General features: G+C 33.3%; 22 protein-coding genes and 1 other RNA gene. 15 read left to right on the top strand and 8 right to left on the bottom strand.

From position 1 onward, the window contains the following. The first annotated feature begins 208 nt into the window (after positions 1-208). Positions 209-688: a DUF6495 family protein gene (locus ACE94K_RS17040; protein WP_378175077.1), complete on the top strand. Its 480-nt coding sequence runs from the start codon at positions 209-211 to the stop codon at positions 686-688. Between the two features lie 557 nt (positions 689-1,245). Here ACE94K_RS17040 and ACE94K_RS17035 read toward each other — a convergent pair. Continuing rightward, the gene (locus tag ACE94K_RS17035) at positions 1,246-2,487 is read right to left on the bottom strand and encodes an ABC transporter permease (RefSeq protein WP_378175074.1); all 1,242 of its coding nucleotides are present in this window, start codon (positions 2,485-2,487) and stop codon (positions 1,246-1,248) included. A 222-nt stretch (positions 2,488-2,709) separates the two neighbouring features. Between ACE94K_RS17035 and hisS the strand changes: the two genes are divergently transcribed. From hisS to pdxH, 8 genes are all read left to right on the top strand, one after another. Continuing rightward, entirely contained in the window at positions 2,710-4,080 is a 1,371-nt protein-coding gene (hisS, locus tag ACE94K_RS17030; RefSeq protein ID WP_378175071.1) for a histidine--tRNA ligase, read from the top strand. A 59-nt stretch (positions 4,081-4,139) separates the two neighbouring features. Continuing rightward, a complete protein-coding gene (locus ACE94K_RS17025; RefSeq protein WP_378175068.1) occupies positions 4,140-4,619 on the top strand; it encodes a hypothetical protein in 480 nt (159 codons plus the stop codon). A gap of 178 nt (positions 4,620-4,797) precedes the next feature. Continuing rightward, positions 4,798-5,337 (top strand): bifunctional pyr operon transcriptional regulator/uracil phosphoribosyltransferase PyrR, encoded by a 540-nt coding sequence (gene pyrR / locus ACE94K_RS17020; protein ID WP_378175065.1) that lies wholly within the window; start codon positions 4,798-4,800, stop codon positions 5,335-5,337. A gap of 67 nt (positions 5,338-5,404) precedes the next feature. Further along, complete coding sequence (locus ACE94K_RS17015; RefSeq protein WP_378175062.1) at positions 5,405-6,334, top strand: aspartate carbamoyltransferase catalytic subunit; 930 nt, start codon at positions 5,405-5,407, stop codon at positions 6,332-6,334. Positions 6,335-6,338: 4 nt separating this feature from the next. After that, positions 6,339-6,671 (top strand): ribonuclease Z, encoded by a 333-nt coding sequence (locus tag ACE94K_RS17010; RefSeq protein ID WP_378175059.1) that lies wholly within the window; start codon positions 6,339-6,341, stop codon positions 6,669-6,671. A 52-nt stretch (positions 6,672-6,723) separates the two neighbouring features. After that, positions 6,724-7,176: a thioredoxin family protein gene (locus ACE94K_RS17005; RefSeq protein ID WP_378175056.1), complete on the top strand. Its 453-nt coding sequence runs from the start codon at positions 6,724-6,726 to the stop codon at positions 7,174-7,176. 62 nt (positions 7,177-7,238) lie between these two features. Further along, on the top strand, positions 7,239-8,144 hold the full coding sequence (locus ACE94K_RS17000; RefSeq protein WP_378175053.1) for a ribonuclease Z: 906 nt from the start codon (positions 7,239-7,241) through the stop codon (positions 8,142-8,144). Positions 8,145-8,195: 51 nt separating this feature from the next. Beyond that, positions 8,196-8,849, top strand: a complete 654-nt coding sequence (gene pdxH, locus ACE94K_RS16995) for a pyridoxamine 5'-phosphate oxidase (RefSeq protein ID WP_378175050.1) — start codon at positions 8,196-8,198, stop codon at positions 8,847-8,849. Positions 8,850-8,868: 19 nt separating this feature from the next. Here pdxH and ACE94K_RS16990 read toward each other — a convergent pair whose 3' ends face one another. Further along, a complete protein-coding gene (locus tag ACE94K_RS16990; protein WP_378175047.1) occupies positions 8,869-11,034 on the bottom strand; it encodes an OmpA family protein in 2,166 nt (721 codons plus the stop codon). Between the two features lie 395 nt (positions 11,035-11,429). Here ACE94K_RS16990 and ACE94K_RS16985 point away from each other — a divergent pair, with 395 nt between their 5' ends. From ACE94K_RS16985 to ACE94K_RS16970, 4 genes are all read left to right on the top strand, one after another. After that, positions 11,430-11,915, top strand: a complete 486-nt coding sequence (locus tag ACE94K_RS16985; RefSeq protein WP_378175044.1) for a histidine phosphatase family protein — start codon at positions 11,430-11,432, stop codon at positions 11,913-11,915. A 6-nt stretch (positions 11,916-11,921) separates the two neighbouring features. Continuing rightward, positions 11,922-14,027: a polyphosphate kinase 1 gene (gene ppk1 / locus ACE94K_RS16980; protein WP_378175042.1), complete on the top strand. Its 2,106-nt coding sequence runs from the start codon at positions 11,922-11,924 to the stop codon at positions 14,025-14,027. A 5-nt stretch (positions 14,028-14,032) separates the two neighbouring features. After that, positions 14,033-14,932, top strand: a complete 900-nt coding sequence (locus ACE94K_RS16975) for a Ppx/GppA phosphatase family protein (RefSeq protein WP_378175038.1) — start codon at positions 14,033-14,035, stop codon at positions 14,930-14,932. A 99-nt stretch (positions 14,933-15,031) separates the two neighbouring features. Continuing rightward, complete coding sequence (locus ACE94K_RS16970) at positions 15,032-15,589, top strand: porin family protein (RefSeq protein ID WP_378175035.1); 558 nt, start codon at positions 15,032-15,034, stop codon at positions 15,587-15,589. 61 nt (positions 15,590-15,650) lie between these two features. On the opposite strand, the gene ACE94K_RS16965 is transcribed toward ACE94K_RS16970, so the two are convergent. The 3 genes from ACE94K_RS16965 to ACE94K_RS16955 form a co-directional block, all read right to left on the bottom strand. After that, on the bottom strand, positions 15,651-16,232 hold the full coding sequence (locus tag ACE94K_RS16965; protein WP_378175032.1) for a tRNA-(ms[2]io[6]A)-hydroxylase: 582 nt from the start codon (positions 16,230-16,232) through the stop codon (positions 15,651-15,653). A gap of 70 nt (positions 16,233-16,302) precedes the next feature. Beyond that, positions 16,303-17,286 carry a phytanoyl-CoA dioxygenase gene (locus tag ACE94K_RS16960; RefSeq protein ID WP_378175029.1) on the bottom strand — a complete coding sequence of 328 codons (984 nt, stop codon included), beginning with the start codon at positions 17,284-17,286 and terminating at the stop codon, positions 16,303-16,305. Positions 17,287-17,311: 25 nt separating this feature from the next. Beyond that, positions 17,312-19,117 (bottom strand): DNA polymerase III subunit gamma/tau, encoded by a 1,806-nt coding sequence (locus ACE94K_RS16955; RefSeq protein WP_378175026.1) that lies wholly within the window; start codon positions 19,115-19,117, stop codon positions 17,312-17,314. A gap of 127 nt (positions 19,118-19,244) precedes the next feature. Between ACE94K_RS16955 and rnpB the strand changes: the two genes are divergently transcribed. Both rnpB and bshA read left to right on the top strand, forming a co-directional pair. Continuing rightward, an RNA gene (gene rnpB / locus ACE94K_RS16950) (RNase P RNA component class A) lies at positions 19,245-19,566 on the top strand. Positions 19,567-19,651: 85 nt separating this feature from the next. Further along, complete coding sequence (gene bshA / locus ACE94K_RS16945; protein WP_378175023.1) at positions 19,652-20,782, top strand: N-acetyl-alpha-D-glucosaminyl L-malate synthase BshA; 1,131 nt, start codon at positions 19,652-19,654, stop codon at positions 20,780-20,782. Between the two features lie 74 nt (positions 20,783-20,856). Here bshA and ACE94K_RS16940 read toward each other — a convergent pair whose 3' ends face one another. The 3 genes from ACE94K_RS16940 to ACE94K_RS16930 all read right to left on the bottom strand — a co-directional run bounded on the left by ACE94K_RS16940 (position 20,857) and on the right by ACE94K_RS16930 (position 22,943). Then, entirely contained in the window at positions 20,857-21,393 is a 537-nt protein-coding gene (locus ACE94K_RS16940) for a hypothetical protein (protein ID WP_378175020.1), read from the bottom strand. 137 nt (positions 21,394-21,530) lie between these two features. After that, positions 21,531-22,022 carry a hypothetical protein gene (locus ACE94K_RS16935; protein WP_378175017.1) on the bottom strand — a complete coding sequence of 164 codons (492 nt, stop codon included), beginning with the start codon at positions 22,020-22,022 and terminating at the stop codon, positions 21,531-21,533. A gap of 108 nt (positions 22,023-22,130) precedes the next feature. Then, entirely contained in the window at positions 22,131-22,943 is an 813-nt protein-coding gene (locus ACE94K_RS16930) for a DUF1338 domain-containing protein (protein WP_378175014.1), read from the bottom strand. Positions 22,944-23,007 lie beyond the last annotated feature (64 nt).

The raw sequence follows: 23,007 nt of genomic DNA, 5'->3' as shown, positions 1-23,007 counted from the left end.
CATACTTAATAGACTTGTTTTTTGGTTATTGATTTATGCTTATTTTTGCAGCCAATTTTACTAAAAGTGATGGAACAAACTTTAAGAACTTTAAAAATTACTTCATCGTATGAAACATTTAAAATTCTTAATGAGAGAACGAAGTGGTAATACACGTTCTCAATTTTATAATTAATTTACTTTTAAGTAATTATCAAAATTTAAACGTGTGAAATATCAAAGGCTTACTAAAGAACAGTTAGAAGAATTACATCAGGAATTTATTAATTTTTTAGCCACGCAATCTATTACAGCAGATGAGTGGAGTGAGATAAAAACAAATAAACCTGAAGTGGCAGAAGAGGAATTGGATGTCTTTAGTGATTTAGTTTGGGAAGGAGTGCTAAGCAACGCAAAGTTTTTAGAGCATTTTTCTAAAGATCAAATCCATCTTTTTTATCTGGGAGAAACCGAAATGCATCTAATAGCGATAAAAGTAAATGTTCCTGATATTGATGTCACTACTCAAGAAGGATATGATTGGTTGCGCAATAACCTATTAGACGATCAGGTGGCTTTTTATAATGCAAATAAGGATTATAGTGAAGACCCAAATATGGATAAGTTTAAACTTATTTTACAAGGAGCCAATATCACCAAAGGAGAACTATATCAGTATTTTGAAAAAATTATTAGTGCAAATAAATAATTTAGCACTTTTTATTTTTTAGTCTTAGTAAGTAATTGCTTTAAGCCTTTGTTAGATAGAATATTGCCATTGAAAGAGTATGAACCTTGAGCTAAGCTAAATTTTACCTGACAATTTCTGTTGTATTTTTTATTAAATAAGATATTACGGATATTACTGGGTTTATGAGTGTATTTTACCTTTCTACCTTTTATTTCTTTTGATTCTATTCTTTTTATGGTAATCCCGAAAATATTCTTAATTAAAAAGGTCTTGTGTTCTAGTTTAATGGTATGAGCTATAAATGAATTAATCAAAAGTATTAGTCCTCCACTAATAAGTTTTACATCATTTGAGAATGAAATTAATACTCCTCCTATCAAAAATAATTTTCCAACGGATACAGTTAGATAGATTATTAAAGAAATTAGAATAAATCTAGCAGTTAAAAAAAAAAGGTCTCTTTGAAAAATCATTTCTAATAAAGCCTAAAAAGTGAGGTGCTATTTTTTTAATTTTTTATAGTCGTTGTAAGTGCAATAAGCATAGTTTGTTAACTACTAATTACTCACTACTCACTACTCATACCTTAAAGACTCAATCGGATCCTGTCTTGCTGCTTTAACAGCGGGATATGAGCCAGAAACAACTGCTGTTAAAAACGAAGTAACCACAGCAGCAAAAATTGCTAGCCACGGAGTGCTAAATTCAAAACCGGAAACAGCTACTATGATTGCCCCGATGGTAATACCTAGAATAATCCCAACTACACCGCCAATCTGACCTATAATTACTGTTTCCATAAAAAATTGCCCGGATATAGTATTTCTTTTTGCCCCCAATGCCTTACGCACACCAATTTCTCGGGTTCTTTCTGTAACCGAAACTAACATAATATTCATTAAAGCAATCGATGATCCTAAAATGGTGATGATACTGATGATCCAAGCAGCCCAATATAAATACCCTGTAATACTCGAGATGCGATTAAGGAGATCATCACTACGCTCTAGACCAAAATTATTCTCTTCTACCGGATTAAGGCCTCTTATTTTTCTAAAGGTAATGATCGCTTCATCCTGAGCGCCTTCTAAAAATTGTTTATCATCCACTTTTACACTAATATTATAATTGATGTTTGGTAAGGTATATATTGAACGCGCTACCTGCAAGGGTATCAAAACTTTAAGATCCTGGTTGTCTCTAAAGGTAGCTCCTTTACTCTCTAATACACCAATAACCTTAAATTTAACCCCTCTAATGCTAATCGTTTTGTTAATTGGATCAGTGTCTTTAAATATATTTTTCTTGAAATCAGATCCAATCAGACAAACATTATTATTGTTTTCAATATCAAAGAAGGTGAAATTTCTTCCAAACTCTACTTCTGTACCGGTGTTTTCCAGATAATTTTCGTTAACTCCTATAACAGAAGCTTCTGGATCTGTTTTTTCATTTTGATACTTTACCTCAGCATTTCTTGTTCCGGTAAATGAAATAGAAGTTTTTGAAAAGGGATATTGAAACTTTTCCTTAAACTGCCTTACATTGCGATAACTAATAATTGGGTTTATCTTTTCTCTTTCTCCACTGCCACCGCGTCGTGTAGTAAATTCATATCGCTGAATATTAAACGTGTTAGAACCCATAGAAGCAAAATCACCGGTAATAGTATTTTCCAAAGCTCCTAGGAATGTTAGGATACCAACTAAGGCAGTAATACCAATTGCTATAATCAAAACAGTAAGAATGGTTCGTAAAAGTTGCCCCTTGATGGAATCAAACGCAATACGGATATTCTCTCGAAAAAGTGAAAACATAATAGGTAAATTAGTATGGTTTGAAGTATAAGACTACAAAACGAGCTTAAAGTTACTCAAAAAACTAAATTTTATGGATATTAAGAAAACTCTTTATGCATTTGGTCTAAAATTTTATAGCTTTTTAAGATATTTACACCTGTAAAGAATAGATAATGAAAAGACGTTAGAAAGCAGTAAGAAAAGCTTCTGTCTTATAAAATTTAGAAGAACTATATATACATGGCGCAAAAACCATCCATACCAAAGGGAACAAGAGACTTTTCTCCGATTGAAGTAGCTAAAAGAAGTTATATCATGAATGTGATCAAAGAACAATTTCAGTTGTTTGGTTTTCATCCTATAGAAACTCCAAGTTTTGAGAATAGTGAAACCCTGATGGGAAAGTATGGAGAAGAAGGAGATCGATTGATTTTTAAGATATTAAACAGCGGGGATTATCTAAGTAAAGTCGATGACGCTTTATATGATTCAAAGGACAGCTTGAAAATGACCTCTAAGATCAGCGAAAAAGCCCTGCGATACGATTTAACGGTTCCTTTTGCTCGATATGTAGTGCAACATCAAAACGAAATAGATTTTCCGTTTAAACGATATCAAATACAACCCGTTTGGAGAGCAGATCGTCCACAAAAAGGTAGATTTAGAGAGTTTTATCAATGTGATGCAGATGTGGTTGGCAGTAAATCTCTATGGCAAGAAGTTGATTTTATACAGTTGTATGATCAAGTGTTTAGCAACTTAGGATTAAATGGTGTTACCATTAAAATGAATAACCGTAAAATTCTTTCAGGTATTGCAGAAGTGATTGGAGCTAGTGATAAATTGATCGATTTTACCGTTGCCTTAGATAAGCTGGATAAAATCGGAGAAGAGGGGGTGAAGAAAGAAATGTTGGATAAAGGAATTTCTGAAACCGCTATTGAGAAAGTGAAGCCTCTTTTTAGTTTTACAGGAACATCTTCTGAAAAACTAGATAAACTAAAAGAATTATTGATTTCTTCTGAAGAAGGAATGAAAGGAGTAGCCGAGTTAGAGTTTATTTTAAATACACTGAAAGAAATTCCTTTAGATAAGACTGTGTTGGATCTTGATGTTACATTAGCTCGAGGATTAAATTATTATACCGGAGCTATTTTTGAAGTTTCAGCCCCAGAAGGAGTAAAGATGGGTTCTATCGGGGGTGGAGGACGATATGATGATCTCACGGGTATTTTCGGGTTAAAAGATGTTAGTGGGGTTGGTATTTCTTTTGGACTGGATAGAATATATCTGGTATTGGAAGAATTAGAATTATTTCCAGAAACGGTTGCGCCCGGTACAAAAGCATTATTTATCAATTTTGGAGAGACTGAGGCACTTTATGCGATGAAAGCTATTCGTTTACTCAGAAACCAAGGAATCATTGCTGAACTTTATCCTGATAGTGCTAAAATGAATAAGCAGATGAAGTATGCTAATAAGAGAGCGATTCCTTTTGTGATTCTTGCTGGTGCTTCAGAGATGGAAAACAATAACTTTACCATTAAAAATATGGAAACAGGTGGTCAGGACACTATCAATTTTGAAGAATTAAAAGTACTTTTGCAATAGTAAAACCATAAAACCAAACTAAAAATAATTACTATTTATCTACCCTAAAATTTAGAATTATGAAAAATATCATATTGAGTTCGCTGGTATGTCTTTTATTGATATCAGTAGTATCTTGCAAAAAAGATCCTAAAACCGATAAAAAAGAAGAGGTCATAGAAGAAGTGGTAGACTCAACAGATGTAGTAGAGGTGGTTGAAGAAAAGAAACCAGTGGTAAAGAAGAAAAAGAAAAAGAAAACCACTAAAACGAAACCAAAAACAAACGTTATAGAAGTTCCAGCGGGGGCACCTTCTTTTAAGAATACTGCGGCTAGAAAATATGTTAGAGATTATGAGGCTTATGTTACCAAATATAAAAAAGCGGTTGAATCTAAAGCAGATATGGATGCATTCTTAAAATTGAGTAAACTAAGTAGTGATTTAACCAGTCAATATAGAAAGTTAATTTCGATATTACCGGCAGATGAAATTGAAAAAATGAGCAAGTATATGCAAGAAAAAACAAAACAGATAGACGCGCTAAGCAGACAAATGTAAGTTTTTACAATACAATTTATTTTGAACCATCCAGTTTTTGTTGGATGGTTTTTTGTTTATACATTTTATATAGAAATATTGAACTGTGTATCTGGAAATATTAAAACTTATGATCTTCCACTAAGTTTATAACTCTAAATTTTATTACTTTTGTATACCAAATATCTATTTGGAGATTATGAGTCAAAAATTACTACTTAGTGCAAAAGAAATAGATATTATTCTGCACAGATTGGCTTGTCAATTAATCGAAAACCATACGCATTTTGAAGACACTGTGCTTATAGGCGTTCAACCCAGAGGAATATTTTTGGCTGATAGATTAAAAAATGTTTTGGTTAAAGATTATAATCTTAACGATGTAAAATTGGGATATCTCGATATTACTTTTTATCGTGATGATTTTAGAAGAGGAGAAAAACCATTAGAGGCAAATAAGACTCAGGTTGATTTTACCGTAGAGGACAAACGTGTTGTTTTTATTGATGATGTTTTATATACAGGTCGCAGTATTAGATCTGCATTGACAGCAATACAATCTTTTGGAAGACCAAGAGAAATTGAACTGCTAACCCTAATTGATAGGCGTTTTAGCAGACATTTGCCTATACAACCTAACTATCGGGGAAGACAGGTAGATGCTATAAACCAAGAGAAAGTAAAAGTACATTGGTTAGAGAACGAAGGAGAAGATGCTGTGTATTTGATAAATAAGTAAAGTTTAATTATTTCTGAAATATTACATAAGTGTAAATGTCTCAGAAGAATAATAAGAATAGAAACGAATGAGCGAATTAAGTGTAAATCACTTACTTGGAATTAAATATCTTACAACAGAAGATATAAACCTCATTTTTGAAACCGCGGATCACTTTAAAGAGGTAATTAACAGGCCCATTAAAAAAGTTCCATCGCTTAGGGATATCACAATTGCTAATCTCTTTTTCGAGAATAGTACAAGAACCAGATTATCTTTTGAACTTGCTGAAAAAAGATTATCTGCTGATGTGATTAATTTTTCTGCAGCATCTTCATCTGTCAAAAAAGGAGAAACGTTGATTGATACTGTAAACAATATTCTCTCTATGAAAGTAGATATGGTAGTTATGAGACATCCAAATCCAGGAGCAGGAGTTTTTCTTTCTAAGCACGTAGATGCTAGTATTGTAAACGCTGGGGATGGTGCACACGAGCATCCAACACAGGCATTGTTGGATTCATATTCTATACGAGAAAAATTAGGAGAAGTACAAGGAAAAAAAGTAGTTATTGTTGGAGATATTTTACACTCTAGGGTAGCATTGTCTAATATTTTTGCGCTCAAATTGCAAGGTGCTGAAGTCAAGGTATGCGGTCCAAAGACCTTAATTCCTAAATATATTGAGAGATTAGGAGTCACGGTAGAAACAGACCTCATTAAAGCATTGCAATGGTGTGATGTGGCTAATATGCTACGAGTCCAGAACGAACGAATGGAAATAAGTTATTTTCCTTCTACTAGAGAATATACTCAACAATTTGGAGTAAACAAAAGGCTGTTGGATAGTCTTGATAAAGAGATTGTAATTATGCATCCGGGACCTATCAATCGTGGTGTGGAAATCACGAGTGATGTAGCTGATTCTAAGCAGGCCATTATTTTAGATCAGGTTCAGAACGGAGTAGCAGTGAGAATGGCAGTTATTTATCTTTTAGCTTCAAAAATAAAACAATAAGTATATGATATTCAATAAAGAAGGTAATACAACCATAATTACACAAGAAAAAGCTACCATAGTAGATTTTGTAAAGGGAATTGAGAACAAATATGAAACTTTGAAAAATGATAACATAGTAGCTAATTTGTTTTCGTTGAAAGAATTATCGGTAGCCGATATTAATGAGTTCTTAAGAGTTTCTAATTCGCATAAAGCTAATAAACGTTCTTTTGTTATTGTAACAGATAAAGTATCTTATGATGAGGCTCCAAAAGAAATAACAATTGTGCCAACTTTAATAGAGGCACTAGATCTTATAGAAATGGAGGAAATAGAAAGAGATCTTGATTTCTAATTTTTCTAAGAATCTTCTGTAATTTTAGTTACACCGCTACGTCTTACTGCATATGAATAAATTAGCCCCATTTATTCTTGCCTTTGCCTTTGCACTTTCTGGTGTGGTTAAAGCGCAAGATTGGAAATATGATTTTGATGAAGCGATAGCTTTGGCAAAAGAGAAAGATCAAAACATTATTTTACTTTTTACAGGCTCAGACTGGTGTCCACCCTGCATCAAACTGGAAAGAAAAATATTTTCGGACCCTCAATTTATCGAGTATGCAAATAAAAACTTTGTTTGGGTAAAAGCAGACTTTCCCAAGCGAAAAAAAAATAGATTATCAGAGGCTCAGCAAAAGAAAAATAGTGTTCTTGCAGAACGGTATAATAAGAAAATGGTCTTTCCGGTTATTTTAGTTATAGATAAAGAAGGAAAGGTGTTGGGTGCTACAGGATATAGGAAAATGTCAGCCCAACGTTATATAAAACTACTTACAACTTTTGATTCTTTTGGAAATTGAAATTGATTAATAAAACAGATTAGAGTATCTTCACGCTGTTTATAAAAAAAGATGTAAAAAAATTGAAAATTACAATTTTAGGCTGTTATTCCGCTACTCCCAGAACATTTACAAATCCAACTTCTCAAGTATTAGAAATAAATAATCACGTTTTTTTAATTGATTGTGGAGAAGGTTCTCAGGTTGAGCTAAGAAGAAACAAAATTAAATTCTCGAGAATCAATCATATTTTTATTTCACACTTGCACGGAGATCATTTTTTTGGATTGGTTGGTCTGGTGTCAACGTTTAGAATGTTGAATAGAGAAAACCCACTTCATATTTATGGACCAAAGGGTATAAAAGAGGCAATTACATTGCAATTGAAGCTTTCTAATTCTTGGACAGATTATCCTTTACATTTTCACGAACTAACAAATTCTGATTCTGAGTTGATATTTGAAGACGAAAAGGTAACTATTCGCACCATTCCGTTGCAACATCGTATTTATTGTAATGGCTTTTTATTTCAAGAAAAACCAGGAGATCGAAAACTATTGATGAGTAAAGTGCTCAATTATGAAATTGATAAAGCTTATTATAAATCTATTAAGAAAGGAAAAGACGTAGTGCTTGCAAATGGATCTGTAATACCCAATGCTGAGCTTACAGAGGATCCAGCTCCTGTAAAAAGTTATGCATTTTGCAGCGACACCAGATATGATGAAGATAAACTTTCTTTAATTGAGGGAGTTACAGCATTATATCACGAGTCTACTTTTCTAGAGAGTCATAAACATTTATGTTATAGAACAGGACATAGTACGGCTATCGAAGCCGCAACTATTGCGAAGAAAGCTAATGTCAAAAATTTAATTCTAGGGCATTATTCTACCAGATATGATAACATAGAACAATTTAAAGATGAAGCTATGACGGTTTTTGATCAGGTAGAAGTTGGAGACGACGGTAAAGTTTTTGAATTTTAATTACAAAGATTAAGTACTGTAGTGTATATCTAATAAAAAAATTTAACCATTATGAATAAGGATCTTACAGATTATCGAAAGTCTTATAATAAAAAAGCACTTGAAGAAAAGGATTTACCAAAATCTCCTTTTCAGCTGTTTTCTGATTGGTTTGCAGAGGTCGAAGAAGAGGGTGGAGTAGAAGAAGCAAATGCCATGACACTTACTACTTTTGGATTAGATGGCTTTCCAAAAGCAAGGATTGTACTCCTCAAAGAGTATGATACCAATGGATTTGTATTTTACAGCAACTACGAATCTGAAAAAGGAAAAGCTATAAGCAATAATAATCACGTGTGTATTTCTTTTTTCTGGCCAAATTTAGAGCGTCAGGTTATTATTAAGGGAGAAGTCAATAGAATATCTGAAGAGAAAAGTACTGCCTATTTCCACGCTCGCCCAAGAGGAAGTCAACTTGGTGCGTGGGCATCTGATCAAAGTAGCATTATTGAATCAAGAGAGGTGTTAGAAGAGAAGCTTTTATCTTTAGAGAAAAAATTTGCAGATAAAGAAATACCAAAACCAGATTTTTGGGGCGGATTTTGTGTTACTCCTGTAGAGTTCGAGTTTTGGCAAGGAAGGCCTAATCGATTGCACGATAGAATAAGATTTAGCGATAGGAATATATCAAATAATGTTTGGGAAATAGATAGACTAGCTCCTTAGAATAGAAATGTAATTATGACTAATCCATAATAACAAAATTGGATCTTCTGTTTTTTCTATATTCGTCTTCTTCACAATCCTGACCATCCAAGCAGTTGTTTACGGGTCGTGTTTCTCCAAATCCTTGATAAGAAAGTATTCTGTTTTCTGAGATATCTTTACTAACTAAATACCTAAATATAGATTCAGCTCTTTTTTGAGATAGATCCAAATTATAATCGTGATTTCCACGACTGTCTGAATGTGTTTCTATTTTAATAATCATATCAGGATAATCTTTTTTCATTAAGGTAACTACCTTATTAAGCTCTATTTCGGCTTTTTGGGTGATATCCCATTTGTCAAACTCAAAATAAATCTCATTTAATTTAATAAGATCATTGATAGTTTTATCAGTTTCAGGATCTGTACTCGGTTGATTAGTATTGGCAACATCGTTGTCATTATCTCCGGTATTCTCTGTATTTTCTGATTTGTCTGATGTATTTAATTCCACCAGATTTTTGTCTAATTCTTTAGTTCTATTTACAAAATCAGTATTTGCATTAGGACAGTTCAATCCGGTCATGTCTACAGCCAGCTTCAACTGATAGTAGTCAGGAAGATTACATTTATTTATATGATTATAACCTTTGGAATATTTTTTAGTTTCATTTAAAGAACCCGTAAATTCTGCAATAACAGGTTGATCAACAATGCTGATTTCACCAGTTTCATTTAACAACTCACAACTCGTATTTACTTTGATAGTATAGCGAATTTCAAATGGTTCACTATCCATTTTTACTAATTTGTTAGGCACTGCAAAACTTACTGTTCTGGTAGTCTCGTCATAAGAGACTTTGATTCTCTTAGAAGGAAGAACTACAGATTCTTCAAAGAAAATGACATTTTCAGGCAGTATGTCCTTAATTACGGTATTCTTTGCGTCATCATTACCATCATTATTTATCGTTAGACTATAAATAATATCTTGATCAGGTTGTATAAGATCATTAGGAAAAACAAAACTATTATCTGTGTATCTTGATCTTTTAATGATTTGTATAGCTGGTTCATAAATTTCAACACTAAAAGCAACCGCCATAACAGAGTAGCCATCATTATCAGTCAACAATCTAAAACTGGATTCGGTCTGATTATTACCTATAATACTATTTCTTGGATTTTTGATATTAAATAAATCTGCATCATACCCTAAGGTGTTTTGACTGGCAGGAACTCTTGATGTGATATTTCTTCCGTTTTCTGTAATATTAGCATTAAAGAAATTGTTCATTGGGTTGGTGTTGTCCGTAATGCTTTTATATGTATTGGTTTCGTTAGATTTTACTTGAAAACGATCACCTCGTATACCTTTATCTCCTTCATAAGATATTACACCAATTTTAGCATGAACCGCTCCCTCTGGGATTGTTTGAAAATTATCAAAAGAAAATTCAACAGGTTTTGCCTTAGAATCGATATTTACAAAACCGTCATACACATAGAAACGTTTTCTGGGTTTTGAGTTGTCCTCGTAGATTACTACCATAGTCCACCCACCTGCTAAACCATTTCCTAGAGTAGCATCATCATTAACTTCTGAAGTTGTCGCTGGGATATTAGCAACCGTATAGGTTCCTGTAGAATTTTCCAAACCTATTACTTGTTCTGTGATGTCCTTATAACAAGAATACTGTTTAAAAAGGGATTTAGGGTCATTATAATAATCATGAATGATCTCTGCATCCTCAATTAAGGTATATGTGTCATTTCCCGGATACTTTATTTTTATGGAGGTAATATCTTTTTTTCTATCAACATCAGCATAAGATGCAGTCCAATAAAGTCCAACATGTTTAATAGAGGCACAACCGGATGTCATTTCCAAGTCTGCACTACTGCTATTAAAGGTAGAAGGATCATTATCAATATCAATAAAGCCCATTCTGAATTGATTGTTCAGTCCACCGCTATTATAACTTTTATTAGGATTAAAAACGTCTGTGCCATCGTCATTACTCACCTTACCAAGAATAGTATTAGAGACAAATTTGAAATCACCTTTAATAGTAAATTCTGTTCGCTTTTCTAAAGGCACCTCTACTTGACCATATATATTAACTGAATAAAATAATATGGTAACTGCAAGATAAGTACAGATTCTGGACAGATTTTTTATGTAGGTATTAATTTTTTCCACTTTTCCTTTTTTATTCCCTAGTATGTTTAACTTAAATTCTATTATTAAATTGTGTTTAATTATTAGGGTAATTGGCTATACAATATGGGGAAACCGTAGGTAAATTTATATTTTAACATCTTATTATGTAAGTAAAAATCATACTTTTCGATGTAAAATACACTTTTGTCGATGAAGTGCAGGTGATTATTTATCTCATTTTCATTGGTTTAAGCAAAGTGTTCCGGTCCTGTTCGTCCCGTGAGGTCTTCTGTTTTTGATGTGTTATTAAAACATTTTACTTTAACATTTTTTTATTAAAAAATCTTTTTTATCACTTTATACTTAAAATTCTAAATGCTTATTCTTAAACTTGTATGTATAAAACATATCTCGCTTAAAACCTTGCAATAAATATGAAAACTCTATATCTCATTCGGCACGCTAAATCTTCTTGGGAGTTCGATCTTGATGATCATAAAAGACCTCTAAATAAAAGAGGATTGAGAGATGCAGATTTAATCGGAAAACAATTGAAAACCCTTGTGAAATCAATCGATATGGTATTAAGTAGTGATGCTGAAAGAGCTAAGACTACGGCAAAAATTATCTTTGATCATCTTGAATTACCAGATAGTATATTTAGCTTAGAACCTACACTTTATGATTTTAGTGGTCATCAGGTTGTGGATGTGATAAAGAATTGTAATGATAATATAAAAAATCTGATGATTTTTGGACATAATCACGCTTTTACTTCTATTGCAAACCTCTATGGGGATAAAGTGATAGATAATCTACCAACTGCAGGTGTTGTGGGTATACAGTTTGATGTAAAAAGCTGGAAAGAAATTGAAGTAGGAAAAAACGTACTAACTCTTTTTCCTAAAGAATTAAGGTAGATTTAAATGGTAGAAAATCAAGTTAATACATATATACACAGGGAGTTAAGTTGGTTGCAATTTAACGCCAGAGTACTACAGGAAGCATCTGATGACAGTGTTCCATTGTTAGAAAGGTTGAGGTTTATTGGAATATTTTCAAATAATCTGGATGAATTTTTTAAAGTTAGGTATGCAACTATTAAAAGAATTGATCTTGCCGGGAGAGATGGTAAAAATGTTCTGAAGGGAAAAACTGCTGGTGAATTATTGGAACAAATAACCAAAATAGTAATAAAACAGCAATCCGAAAGCTTGAAAATAATTAAAACAATTGGAGAAAAGTTAAAGGAACACAACATTTTTATTATCGATGAGAATCAAGTGACTTCGGATCAGGATAACTTTATCAGAAGATATTTTGTGGATAAGGTAAGTCCGGCACTAGTAACATATATACTAAATGATCTTGATAAATTTCCACATCTTAAGGATAGTGTTGCTTATCTGGCAGTAAAATTAGTGCTTAAAGAGCGAATACCTAAGGAGGGAACCATCTCTAAAATATTACATCAAAAAACACAAGAAAAAATTTATGCTCTTATAGAAATTCCCAAGAACACGGAACGTTTTGTCGTATTGCCCGAAAAAGAAGGTAAAAAATATATCATTATCCTAGACGATTTGATACGATATTGTATGCAAATCAACTTTAGTATTTTTGAATATACTCGTGCTTCTGCTCATATGATTAAAATTACAAGAGATGCACAATTAGATTTTGATAATGATTTTAGTAAAAGCTTTATAGAAAAAATTTCAAGCAGTGTTAAATCCAGAAGAGATGGAGAACCTGTAAGATTCGTATATGATAAAAAAATAGATAAGGATACTCTTAATTTTTTAATGGAAAAAATGGGTATTGATAGTACTGATAGCATTATTCCGGGCGGAAGATATCATAATCGAAGGGATTATATGAATTTTCCGGACCTTGGTAAAAAAGAATTAGTATATCAGCCATTATTGCCGCTAACTATTCCGGGTTTAAGTTTACAGGGAGGATTGTTAGACATGATTGCCCAAAAGGATTATTTACAGTATACTCCGTATCATACATTTTCATATACTGTTAAATTCTTGCGAGAAGCTGCTATTGATCCTAAAGTTAAAACGATTAAAATTACAATCTATCGTTTAGCCAATATTTCTCATATCGCAAGTTCATTAATCAATGCGGCAAAAAATGGAAAGAATGTAATTGTTCAAATTGAACTTCAGGCCAGATTTGATGAAGAAGCAAATATCAAGTATGCGGAACAAATGCAGAGAGAAGGTGTAAATTTAATTTTTGGAGTTCCTGGGCTCAAAGTTCATTGCAAAATCTGTGTTATAGAAAGAGAAGAAAAAGGCAAACTGAAACGATACGGTTTTATCAGTACAGGAAATTTTAACGAATCTACTGCAAAAATATATACGGATTATACATTGTTTACAACTAATGAAGCGATTCTGAAGGAAACGAATAAAGTTTTTAAATTTTTTGAAATTAATTATAAAGTTAGTAGATATAAACACTTATTAGTGTCTCCTCATTACACCAGAAGTTCATTAATAAAACTTATTGATAATGAAATAGCCAATAGTAAAGAAGGTAGACCGGCCGGAATTAAATTGAAATTAAATAGCCTAAGTGATTATAGTATGATCGATAAATTGTATGAGGCGAGCAGGGCAGGAGTAAAAATTGATTTGATCATACGAGGAATATGTTGTTTAGTTCCGGGAATTGAAGGAATGAGTGAAAATATAAGAGCAATAAGTGTAATTGATAAGTTTTTGGAACATCCAAGATTATACATATTTGAAAATGGAGGAGATACTAAAGTCTATATTTCTTCTGCTGATTGGATGACACGAAATTTGGATAGGCGTGTAGAAATTTCTTGTCCAATTTATGATCAAGATATTAAAGAAGAGCTTATGGATACTTTTGAAATTTGCTGGAATGATAATGTCAAGGCACGAAAACTTTCAGAAAATCAAGATAATAGGTATATTCGAAACGATAAAGTAAAAGTAAGATCTCAGATTGCTACCTACGATTATTATTTAAGAAAACTAGGAAATTAAATATTTTGTTGACTATAGAAAAATATGGAGCCATTGATATAGGTTCTAATGCCGTAAGACTGTTGATCAGTAGTGTTCACGAAGAAGACGGAATGACAACCAGGTTTAAAAAAACGAGCTTAGTACGTGTTCCCATTCGATTGGGAGCAGATGTGTTTTTAACGAATAGAATTTCTGAAGAAAACACTATCAGAATGATCGATGCAATGCAGGCGTATCAACTTTTAATGAAAACCCATAAAGTTGTACGGTATAAAGCATGTGCTACATCGGCTATGAGAGAAGCTGAAAATGGAGACGAAATAGCTGGATTAATTAAAGAAAAAACGGGTATCGAAATCAATATAATCGATGGTACCGATGAAGCTGCCATCATTGCGATGACAGATTTACACGATTTGATAAATTCTGATGCTTCCTACCTATATGTAGACGTTGGTGGAGGTAGTACAGAATTTACACTCTTTCATCATGGCCAAACCATTACTTCAAGATCGTTTAAATTGGGTACTGTGCGATTACTCAATAATGTAGTTTCGGATAGTATGTGGCAAGAAGCTGAAGAGTGGATTAGAAAAACTACAAAAGGCTATTCAAGATTGTCGTTAATAGGATCCGGAGGAAACATTAATAATATTTTTAAAAATAGTGGAAAAGGAATAGGTAAACCGCTATCATATCTATATTTAAGTACGTATTATGAATTGTTGAATTCGTTATCGTATGAGGAGAGAATATGGCAACTAAATCTTAATCAGGATAGGGCAGATGTTATTTTACCGGCTACCAAAATTTATCTATCCGCTATGAAATGGAGTGGTGCTCGTAAGATATTTGTTCCAAAAATTGGGCTGTCTGATGGGATCATTAAATCGTTGTATAATGAAAAAATAAGTAATAAATAAATGGGATAACAAACCCTATTTTTAATTTAGTAATTTAATAAAATCATTTTTTTGTCTTAAATTGTCTTCATAACCAAATTTCTCATAAAAACTTATGCTATGAATAAAAATTTACTTTTGGTCTTTGTACTATTCATTGGAACAATTACAATGACCTCTCAGGAATCCAAATATGGAGTGCGTATTGGAGCTAACTTAAGCTCCATCAGCTCAGATGATATTACCGGAGATTTTGATAAAAGTAGAATTGGCGTTGTTGTCGGTTTTTTGGCAGATTTTGCGTTAACCGAAAAACTGAGATTGCAGCCGGAGTTTCAATACTCTGGTCAGGGTAATAAAGATAAAGATTTTCGCGTCAACTATTTGCAATTACCTATTTTATTGAAATATAATATTACGGATCTTTTTAACGTACAATTAGGGCCTCAGGCAGGGATTAAAATATGGGAATGGGAAGATAATCAAGAAGATATAGCTGATTTTGGCACATTTGATTTTGCCGGAGTAGCTGGAATTGGCGTTAATATCACGGATAATTTCTTTGTTGATCTGAGATATGCCTTTGGATTGACTAATGTTTTTGATGAAGATGGTTCTGCTATAAAAATAGATGGTAGTAGCAGAAATATACAGCTATCAGTTGGATATCGATTATAATTTTACTTTAAATAAAATAAACAATTAAAAAATGCTTACTTTATCAGTAAGCATTTTTTTCTTATCCGTGAATCGTTTCTTTTTTACTCAATGATTTCATTATTTCTGCTTCATAATCAAGTAAGTCCTGCCACTTTTTGTCTACTTCTTTACGTTCTCCATATTTCCTAGCAAAGTTCAAAAACATAGTATAGTGATTTGCTTCACTTACCATTAAATCTCTATAAAACTTTGCGAGCTCTTTGTCATCCAATTCTTCAGACAGTAATTTGAAACGCTCACAACTTCTTGCCTCAATAAGAGCGGCATATAGTAAACGGTGTACCAATTGCGTAGTTCTGCTTCCACCTTTAGGAAAAAAGGTTACTAATTGGATCACGTAGTCATCCTTGCGGTCTCTTCCTAATGTCCACCCTCTGGCAATTATTTTATCATGAACCATTTTAAAATGACTAATCTCTTCTTTTACCAGTTTGGTCATTTCCTGAACCAATTCTGTATACTCAGGAAAACTCACAATTAGTGATATTGCAGTAGAGGTTGCCTTTTGTTCACAGTATGCGTGATCTGTAAGTATTTCTTCAATATTCTTTTCTACAATATTAATCCACCTGGGATCTGTTGGAAGTTTAAGGCCTAACATATGTTCTTTTTTGAGATACAAAATTAATGTTTTGAAGACGGTAAAACTAATCCAATGACACGAAACCGATCTAACAAGATAAAAATTCATACCTAAGACCAACTTGTGGTTTTAGTTGATAGGTAAAAGAGATAGTGTTATGCAGTAATGGATTTTCCAGAGTAATTTCATAGGGTATAGTTAGTGAAGATTCTCCTCTGATTAATCGTAGGTGCTCATAGATATGTACTTCGGTATCAATGATCATCCTAGTATTTTCATTTGATACACCAAATTGTATCTGTGTTGACGGAAACTCGTTTGGTAATTCTTTAAATACATTGCTTATCGATTCTCTTGTGTCAAAAATGATGTGTGTTCTTACTTTTTTTGATGTACCATCAGTATGATCATTGATCACATCAATTTTTAACATAACATTGTTCGGAATGACCTTTACATCACGGGACAATTGGGGGAGCATATGAGCCAGAATTGGGACATAGGATTCTCTAAATAGTAAAGCATCTAAGGTTTCACTATAAAGAATATGAAATGTATTAGGATCAGGAATAGAAAAGGTTACCGCATCTTCTTGATAAAATACCTTTATGTAATCAGTCAATGATAATTCTCTAATGAGTTTTTTGGCACAATCGAGTGATTCTTTGTTGATTTCTAATAAAGAAAATTGAACTTCAGATATTTGAAATAGGGGGGCGACTAAGGTCACAAAAGGCGCATAAGGTCCACAACCAGCATAAAATATTTGAATAGTTTTGCTAGGGTTCTCGCTTTGCGCATCTTTTATAGCTTTTACAAGTCCCTTCAAAAACTTAAGGGTTCTTTTGTAATCCAATAAACATTGTGCGGCGTGATTAAGTGATAAAGCCATCCCGCTAGCTGTAGGGACTGCGGCTAAGTGTTTAAACTCCATATCATATCCGGATATCGAAGTTATTTCATTAAAATAGCTGTGAATTTTATTAATGATCTTTACAATTTCTTCATAAACCAAATCATCTTTAAGCAGTTGATTTACTAATTCTTTGATGTTTGGTTTTGAATTAAGCACATCCATTTTCAGTTGACCATTTATATTAGATGTCCAAATCGAATTCTGATCTCAATTTATCAATAAGTGGGTTTTTTTCCCGAAGTTTTTCGTACTTATCCTGTGGGGTAAACGCGTATTTTTTAGAAGCCTCTTCATTCACCTTTATATCAAGAGCAACGCTATAATTATTCAGTTTTTTATAGAGAAACTGAAATAGACCAGGTAATGCACTTTCCAAATCCACTTTCATGGATTGATTTGGTAGCTCCAGATGTATTTTACCATTAGTAAGTACAGGGATGTTCATTGCAAACATTGACCCTATGATTCGCTCTCCTTTTTTGTCCTGCATCTTTCCGTATTCTATCCAGGCTGCTTGCATCTGTTCTTCTGTGAAATCGTCACTAGGTAGATTTTTTGGATCTACTATAGTATCTACTTTTTTCTCTTCGTGTTCCTTTTTTTTCCTAATACTGCTTAAGGATAAACCAGAAGTTCTTCGTTCCCTTCGTTGTACGACTGTTCCTTTTTCTGTAGTTGCAGAAATTGTATTTGAAGTTTGTTCTGAAATATTTTTTTGTAAAGGGGTTAGTGAAGAAGGCTTATCTATAGAATTATACGATTCAGGTGTTTGAGAAACCGTAGTAACCGAATTAACATCAGATTTTTGATGAATCGCTTTTTCTTGAGCTTTTTCCTTTAGTTCTGGAGAAACCTTTACAGGTTGAATCCCTTTTTCCTTAAAATAACTAGGCGGAATTATGTAAGGTTGATCATTTTTTTTTTCTCCGTCTTTAGTAAGAACAGAGGCAAGTTGCATCAGACATAGTTCAACAAGTAATCGTTGATTACGACTGGTCTTATATTTTAAATCACAATCATTGGCTAATTCTATACCTTTTATCAGAAATGTGTGAGGAGCTTTTTGGGATTGTTCCAGGTATTTAGCTTTTGTCTGTTCTCCTACTTCCAGAAGGTTGATAGTAGCTTGATTTTTGCATACCAACAAATCTCTAAAGTGCGATGCCAATCCGGCAATAAAATGGTGACCATCAAATCCCTGAGCCAGAATTTCATTAAACTCTAATAATAGTTGTGGAATGTTATTATCTAATATAAGATCCGTAGTTTTAAAATACGTTTCGTAATCTAGGACATTAAGATTTTCAGTAACGGCCTGTCTGGTGAGGTTTTTTCCACTAAAGCTTACAACACGATCAAAAATTGATAAAGCATCACGCATAGCACCATCTGCTTTTTGAGCGATAATTTGTAAGGCATCTTCATCTGCCGTGATTCCTTCTTGCTCGGCTACTTGCATCAAATGATTCTTAGCGTCTGTAACCGTAATTCTTTTAAAATCAAATATTTGGCAGCGTGATAAAATCGTAGGTATGATTTTATGTTTTTCTGTAGTTGCTAGAATAAAAATGGCGTGTTTTGGAGGTTCTTCTAGTGTCTTTAGAAATGCATTAAATGCAGCTTGTGAGAGCATGTGCACCTCATCAATAATATATACCTTATAGGTACCTACCTGTGGCGGTATCCGAACTTGATCAATAAGGTTTCGGATATCATCTACAGAGTTATTCGAAGCTGCATCTAGTTCAAAAATATTAAAAGCAAAATCTTCATCTGGATTTTCGTGACCTTCCTGATTAATAGTTTTAGCTAAAATCCTTGCACAGGATGTTTTTCCAACACCTCGTGGCCCGGTAAACAATAAGGCTTGAGCAAGATGATTGTTTTCAATAGCATTAAGCAATGTGTTGGTAATAGCCTGCTGTCCCACAACATCTTTAAATGTTTGGGGTCTGTATTTACGCGCAGATACTATAAAATGCTCCATGAGTACAAAGTTAAAAATTGATTATAAATAAAGAATTTTAGGATTTGGTTTTTATACCGAGTTATTAACAGCTAAAAATAACTTTGATTTATTGAATATGGTATGGGGATTGTAGTATTTTTGCAGCAAAGCAGATCACTTTATCGCCGTGTTCCAGAATAATTTTGGGACAAGGAGGAAAGTCCGGACACCGTAGTGCAGCATAGCGGGTAACACCCGTCCGTCGTGAGGCGAGGACAAGTGCAGCAGAAAGAATGTACAGGTAATGCTGTAGTGAAATCAGGTAAACTCTATGCGGTGCAACGCCATGTATACCAGCGTTTAAGGGTTGCACGCCCAATGCTGGAGGGTAGGCGGTTTGATCCTGATAGTAATGTCAGGGCTAGATAAATGATAAAGAATCTCGAGATTTTGGGATTACAGAATCCGGCTTATGATCTGCTTTTTTATCTTTAAATAACTTTTTACAAATCCTTTAACAATAAACAATACCAATTTTCTTGTACATTGTGCAACAGAAAGAAAATTGTATTTATGAATATTGCGATTGTTTGTTACCCCACCTTTGGAGGTAGTGGAGTAGTAGCTACAGAGTTAGGAATTGCTCTTGCTAAACTAAATCATCAGGTACACTTTGTTACCTATAAACAACCGGTGAGGCTTGGATTACTCAACCCTAATATTCATTTTCACGAAGTTACCGTACCAGAATATCCGTTATTTCATTATCAACCATACGAATTAGCGTTATCAAGCAAATTAGTAAATACGGTAAAAAAATATAAAATCGAATTACTGCACGTGCATTATGCAATACCGCACGCCTATGCAGGTTATATGGCGAAAGAAATATTAGCAGAAGAAGGGATTCATATACCAATGGTGACTACTTTGCACGGCACGGATATAACACTTGTAGGGAATCATCCTTTTTATAAACCAGCAGTTACTTTTAGTATCAATAATAGTGACATTGTTACTTCTGTTTCGCAAAGCCTGAAAGATGATACTCTTAGACTGTTTGATATAAAGAAAAATATAGAAGTAGTACCTAATTTTATTGATGCCGGTTTACTTAAAGCTGATTTTACCGATTGCCAGAGAGAATTAATGGCTACTCCAGAAGAAAGAATAGTTACGCATATCAGTAATTTTAGACCGGTAAAACGGATTATGGATATCGTCGATATTTTTTACAACATCCAAAAGGAAATACCGGCTAAACTGTTGATGGTTGGTGATGGTCCTGAGCGTGAGAGAGCTGAGAAAAAGTGTAAAGAGTTGGGTATTAAAGAAAAGGTTATATTTTTAGGTAACAGTAATGAGATTGATAAGATTTTATGTTTTTCTGATTTATTCCTGCTACCTTCAGAAAGGGAAAGTTTTGGATTAGCGGCATTAGAAGCTATGGTCAACAAAGTTCCGGTGATATCCAGTAATGCGGGTGGAATTCCTGAGGTTAACGTAGAAGGTGTCTCAGGATATCTTAGTAAGGTTGGTGATATCAAAGAAATGTCTAAAAATGCGATTAGAATTCTTAAAGATGATCAAACTTTAGAAAAGTTCAAAAAAGGAGCATTCAATCAGGCATTGAAGTTTGATATTGCCAATATAGTTCCTTTGTATGTCGAGTTATACGAAAATGCACTGGAAACAGTACAATAAAGAAAGCACTATTAAATTAATAACAGTGCTCTCCAACTCTAAACATAAATCAAATTAATCGATTTCTAAGGGATTTAGAAGGTATATCTAGCTGCAATGCCAATATTAACGCCAAAATTATCTACATCTTCAAATCCAGAGGCGTTTTCAATATTGTGTATATCATAAGTTGGACGAATACTAAAGGCTACCTGTAGTGGAAACTCAAAACGATAATCTACTCCAAAATCTGCACCAACATAAGGAAAGAACTCGCTATCCCTGTCGCTTGAAACACCAAACCCGAAAAAGCTTGTTTTAAAATCCAAATAACCCGCACCAACCCCAGGACCTGCAAACCAATTTAGTTTATCCCAAATATTATAACTCCAGTGAAAAAATACGCCACCGCGATAAGTGTTGATAAATGCATTGGTTTTCCAGCTTAGATTAACATCTAGTCGGTTATGTTCTCCAAACATTTGTCGTTGATAGGTAATTTCAGGACCAAATCCTTCATCACCAACAACGCCTTCTGATAATCTGATGCCAACAGCATTTTTAGGAATTTCTTGGGCGTGTAACTGAATGCTGGTAACTACTAATAATACAACAAATAATAAATTTTTCATCTTAAAGGTTTTTTTATAAAATTTACCTTTTGTGTGTTATTTCATTTTAAGGTTAACATCTAACTAGAAAAAAATTAAAAGAAAACCCTAGACAAGAATTGCCCAGGGTTTCATTTTTCATATTGTAGTAAATGTAATTAGAATCTATACCGGGCACTAAGACCTAGATTAAAGATGATGTCGTCATTGTTGTAATCATCAAAATAAATTTCTGGTCTGAAATCTAAGGAAATTAATAACGGAAAATCAAAGTTGTATTCAATACCAACATCTCCGGTTACAAACCCAAAGGTTTCTAAATCGTCCCTGTCATCAATATCATTATCAAAATCAACCAGTCCACCACCGATTCCTGGACCTACATACCAGTTAAGCCCACCATCGATATTGAAAACCCATTGATACATTCCTGTAAGTTTTAGGGCATTATATCGGTTTCTTCCCTGAACTCCAAGATCCAATTCGATTCTGGTATCAGAGCTCAATCTTGCTTGATAACTAGCCTCTGCCCAAAAGCCATCACTTTCACTAAGACGCAAACCAATTGCGTGTTCCGGAATTTCCTGTGCTTGCGATGTAAAGATAGAAGCTGATAATAGTGTGATAAAGATAAAAATACGCTTCGTCATTGTGATTTTGTTTTTTATTGTTATCCCAGTATAACGTTAGATCCTACTTTTTAATGTAACATCCTTACTTAAGATTTTGTTAATATAATACTGACCTTGGTTATCACGTTATAAATTTTGAAGTTTCATATCAGTGCTCTCAAAAATCTTATCTGCAGAGTTGGCAATAAAACCTGTAAATAATTCACCATTTTGCTGTTGATATCTGTATGCAAACTCGTAGTAACAAGAAGTCACCTCTTTAACACCTTCTTTAAATTCCATTTTAATTTTATCAGCCAGAATACTTGACTGTTCCAATAGTTGAGATGGACTTCCTTTAATTTCGCCACCTGATGAATTGAGGAAAAAACCATTCTTCTTTAAAAATACATTAAGTTCAGCCAAATTTTTAAAGCTTTCAAGTTTATTGACATCTACTGTAAAATGATTAGAACAAAATCCATTTACATACATCCACGCCGCATATTCGGATTCTTCTTGTAACTTTTGGTATATCTCATAAGAAGGTGTTTCCCAAACTCTTCCTTTTAAAATCAGATCTTGCTGTAAAAAAGTATCAGGGCTACAATTGTCAAGTGTTTCTTTTACAGTATGTTGTAGCTGATCAGAAAAATGATGCGTAAGTAATTGACTTATAAAAATTTTCGGTGCGTTTGGGTTACCTATACATTCGTAGTGCTTAGCATACAATTTTTTGGCTTCAAAATGATATTCGCCCATTTCTGTATAGCCCATAGCTATAAAAGGCTTCGCAATGACCTCAATGTTTGTTCTGGGATCATCAAAAGTCCTTATGGCAATGTGATCATTAAAAACCTTTTCTCCTTCTCCTTCCAAAAGTGATTTCACTTTAAACGCAGATGGGGTTTTCTCTGCATATTGTTTCCATAGCTCTTCAAATAAAAGTGTAAAATTCATTTTATATCTGTTTGTTTTTTATACAAAAATATTACATTTGACTAATTCTAATGATTAAAAAATT

The sequence above is a fragment of the Aquimarina besae genome, assembly GCF_042434905.1.
Classification (GTDB): domain Bacteria; phylum Bacteroidota; class Bacteroidia; order Flavobacteriales; family Flavobacteriaceae; genus Aquimarina.
Note: the sequence above shows the minus strand (reverse complement) of the source record. Positions and strands in the feature narration are given on the sequence as shown.